This is a genomic window from Caulobacter sp. CCH9-E1 (assembly GCF_001556515.1).
In the GTDB taxonomy this organism is placed as follows: Bacteria; Pseudomonadota; Alphaproteobacteria; order Caulobacterales; family Caulobacteraceae; genus Caulobacter.
Genome location: NZ_LSJA01000165.1, coordinates 1 through 4,112 on the forward strand (window position 1 = coordinate 1; position 4,112 = coordinate 4,112).

The window sequence follows — 4,112 nt, forward strand, 5'->3', positions numbered from 1 at the left end:
GACTTGGCTTCGGCCAGGGTGATCACCCGACCGGAATAGGCGGGATGGGGCGCGGGCGGGGGCGCGGCCGTTTGGGCCAGGGCGGGCGCACCGACCAGCCAGAGACCGGCGGCGATCAGCGTCAGGGACTTTCTCATGGCAGCACGACCTCGTCGTTCAGGCGGGTGTTCTGGGGCTGGCTGGTGACGATCCGCACCCGCAGGCCCTGGGCCTTCACGCCGGCCGGGATCTTCAGCTTTATCGAGGCGGTCTTGGGCAGCAAGTCCCGCGGCGCCTTCAGCGCGGGGGTCGGCGCGCTGGCCAGCACCCTGCCCGAGGCGTCGACCAGCTCGAGCTTGGCCGGCGCGGCTTCCTGGGCGCCCAGGCTGTGGACGATGGCGGTGACGGCCGAGCCCTTCACCACGACATCGCCGCGACCGACGCCGAGGTCGGCGCGCTTGGCCGGATCATCGCCCGCCTTCTCCAACGTCATGTCGATGACCGTCGTCTGGCGCGGGGCCAGAACCACCCGGGTCCCCAGGCTGCGCTCGAAGGCGACCGAACGAGCCTCCCCGGCGCCATCGATGGCGTCATCGCCATTGGCGTCGAGGCCTTCAACCAGGTTCCACTGACCCGGCGCGACGTTCCAGCCGGTCATGGTCGCGGTCACCGGCTTGTCGGTCGTGTTGTAGGCGATGACCTTGAAGCTCGTCTTGGTCGCGTCCTTGACCAGCAGCGCCACGTCCGTGCCGTCGACCTTGTCGAAGCGCCAGGAGACGACGTGGCCCGGCGTCATCTGCGGGCGCTTGTTGGCGATACCGCCCAGGCGCGTGCGTTGCAGGTAGTCGGACGGCAGCTCCACCCGGTCGGACCACCAGTGGCCTTCCGTGTGCATGTACATGTGCTGGGCGTTCCATTGAATCTCCTGGGCGTAGAGATCCTCCAGGTACTTTTTGTCGCCCGTCAGCGACCAAGCGGCGTAGCGCTCGAAGGCGCCGCCCTTGGCCGCGGCCTTCACGAGGGCGTTCTTGTTAGGCTCGCCAAGGCTCATCGCCGTCAGCGCGTTCTCGTTGACCGCCGCCAGGGACTTCAGGCCGTTCTTGCCGATCCGCCATTGGACGGGAACGAGGTACTTCGGATCACCCGTCAGTCGATAAGCGGCCCAGAACACCTGGAACGGACCATCCGCGCCCGAGCCCTGAAGCACCGTGCCGCCCCGCTCGGCGTCGGTGCGCCAGTTGATCTCGTTGGGGTACGAGCCGTCCGGCCGAACGTGGGCCAGGTAGCCATCGGCCAGACCAATCACGGTGTCGCGCGCGGTCGGGTCGCCGTTGTAGTCGCTGATCAGGATTGACGGGTGGGTGACGCCGAACGAATAGGGCTTCTGCCATTCCCACGGGCCTTCTCGGTAGAAGACCTTCCCGCTGTACCAGTTGGTGTTGAAGTGGACGTGGTCGGCGGGGTTCTTGCTGACCACCTTGGGCAGGGCCTTCACCGTCGTGAACAGGCGCTCCACGGCCAGCGGGTCGCCGTAGTTGACGTACATCGCCACGGAGTTGGAGTTGATGCCTTCCTCGTAGGCGTGGAGCTCGTCCGTCGCGATAGTCGATAGACCGTCGGTGAACATGCCGTTCTTGTAGACCGCGTCGGTCAGGCGATTCACCGAGTGGGTGATCTTGTCCGGCTGAACGCCCATCAGGGCCACGCCGGGCCATTGCTGCAACAGGTCGCTGTCGTCCGACAGGCCGCCGCCGAAGTCGCCGAAGTCGGCCTGGCGCTCGTCGATCCACCAGTTGATGTACTTGGAGACGAGCTTGAGGTCCTCCAGCTGCCGGAAGGCCCACAGCGGGGTGTCGTCCTTGGGCTTGGGCTGTTCGAACGCCGGCCAGCCCTGGCTGCCATAGGTGATGTCGCCCCAGTACTCGCGACCGATCTGGTTGTCGGGATCGACGCGCAGCAGGTCGGAGATGTCGGCGTAGAGGCGGCGATAAAGGCCCTGGCGCTTCGAGGTCGTGTGCTCCTCGACCAGGAAGGCCCAGTTGTCCTTCACCTGGTTCAGGCGGTCCTGGATGTGCTCGACCTTGGCCTTGTCGCGGTCCTTCAGCACCAGGCGGATCTTGGCGCCGTCCAAGGCCTTGGGCCCGAAGTCGGCGCTGTCGGCGGCGAGGGTCAGATACAGGCTGTCGGCGGTCAGGATGCGGTCGCGCAGGTCGAGCCAGACGGTGCGGGCCTCGCCGGTCTTCATCGAGACGCTGACGTCGATCATGTTACGACCCGGCCAGATCGGGTCCTTCACCTGGATGTTCAGCGGGATGATCGTTCCCGCCGCGCCGGGCAGGGCGGGGATGTCGATGGCGATCCCATCCAGGCCGTCGCGGGCGTTCTCCCAACCATAGGCCCAGTTGCGGGCCAGGGGCTTCGCGGCCGGCGCGTCGCCGAAGCCGGACGGAATCAGCACGTGGACGATCGGCAGGCCCTTGTCAGCCAGATCGGCGGCGGGTCGGGCGCGGGTCGGCGCGCCTTCCGGAACGGCCACGACGGTGGCGCGCTCGCCCGCCGGGTGGCGGCCCGCGATATAGGCGTTGAGATCGGCGAGGTTCAGATAGTCCGGCGCCACGTCGGCGCGGACCGTATAGCTCATCTTGAAGGCGTCTTTCGGCTCGGCGCCGGCCGAGACGTTGTAGGCCCAGAGCTCCTGGATCGGGGTCTCCTGCGCCACGTTCGTGAAGGTCAGCACGCCGCCCTTCAGGGGTTGGGCGAGGGATGTGACCGTGCGCTGCTGGTCCTTGGGCCGCGTCCCGACGCTGGCGCCCTTGTCGCCCGCCTTGGCCGACCAGGAGAGCGAGCCATAGGCCGGCCCCTGGATCTCCAGGCGGTTGATCGGCTCGTCGGGCAGGGTCAGGGTCAGGGCCTTGCCGCCGTCGACATAGACGTTCCAGTCCGGCAGCGGGAAGTAGTCGTCGCGGCCGGGCAGGCGCGAGCGGTTGTAGACGCCGGGCCAGGTGGTTTCCGAGATCCCGTCATTGGCGCGCCACATCCACTGCTTGATGTCCTTGGCGTCGGCGATCTCGACCTTGCGGATCGTGGTCTGGGCGTCGGCGAGGAGGGGCGGCGCGTCCTTGTTCCAGCCGTAGCGCTGCTTCCAGGCGGCCCGGATCGCCGGATCGTCGACCGTGGCGACCGGCGCGGCCACCGTTGGCGTCTCGTCGCGAGCGAGGGCGGCGATGGCCGAGCCGTCCAGGGCGCGGTCATAGACCCGCAGCTCGTCGAGGTCGCCGCCGCGGGTGAAGTTGTAGCGGCTCTGCACCTGGTGCGGGGCGATCACCCGGCCGGCGACGCCGAACTGGTCGAGACCCGCGTCATAGACGGCCTTGGCCTCCTTCTTGGCAGCCAGCTTGCCGTCGACATAGAGCTGGACGCCGGTCGTCTCGTCCCAGGTGAAGGCCAGGTGCGTCCAGGCGTCGGGGGCGGGGGCCTTGTCGACCTTGAACGAGACGCGGGTGCGGGCCAGGCCATTGTCGGTGACGAAGGCGTCGAAGCCGTGACCGTTCCAGTCGATGCGCAGGAACGCCATGTCCCAGCTGGAGTGGTCGGCATAGCCGACGCGGAAGATCACGAATGGCGCGACGCCGACCGGATAACCCGAGCGCCAGAAGAACGAGAGCGTGCCGCGTTGGGCCAGGATGTTGCTGGGCGCATTCCATGAGACGACGCCGTCGTCGGCCGCGCGGAAGCCCTTGCCGGCCTTGCCGTCGATCGGCGTGACCTTGTCGGCGAAGTTGGGAACGGGATCGCCGGCGGCGACGTCCGCGACGAGGCCCTTGTCACCCGAAAGCTTGAACAGAAGTCCCGGCTCGGCGGGCGTTTGCGCGGCCAAGGCCGCATTGGCCAGGATCAGGGCGCAGGCCGAACCCAGGAAAATCGCCTTCATCACTACGTCTCCTCCAGCGGGGCCCCGTTTTTTGGTAACCGGTGTCATGCCTTGTCCTTGATGTAGCGCCGTAAGGGCAGGCTTGCAAACCCGACGCGGCCTGATAGGCCATGCTGCAAAGCACAAAAACGACGGGCGGAAGTAGCCGATGTTCAGCAAGATCCTGATCGCCAACCGCGGCGAGATCGCCGTTCGGGTCATC

The 4,112-nt window shown here is 67.3% G+C and carries 1 protein-coding gene; it reads right to left on the reverse strand.

Annotation, left to right across the window (positions count from 1 at the left end):
* Positions 1-133: 133 nt before the first annotated feature.
* The gene (locus tag AX690_RS10375) at positions 134-4,036 is read right to left on the reverse strand and encodes a LamG-like jellyroll fold domain-containing protein (protein ID WP_066684919.1); all 3,903 of its coding nucleotides are present in this window, start codon (positions 4,034-4,036) and stop codon (positions 134-136) included.
* Between the last annotated feature and the right edge of the window lie 76 nt (positions 4,037-4,112).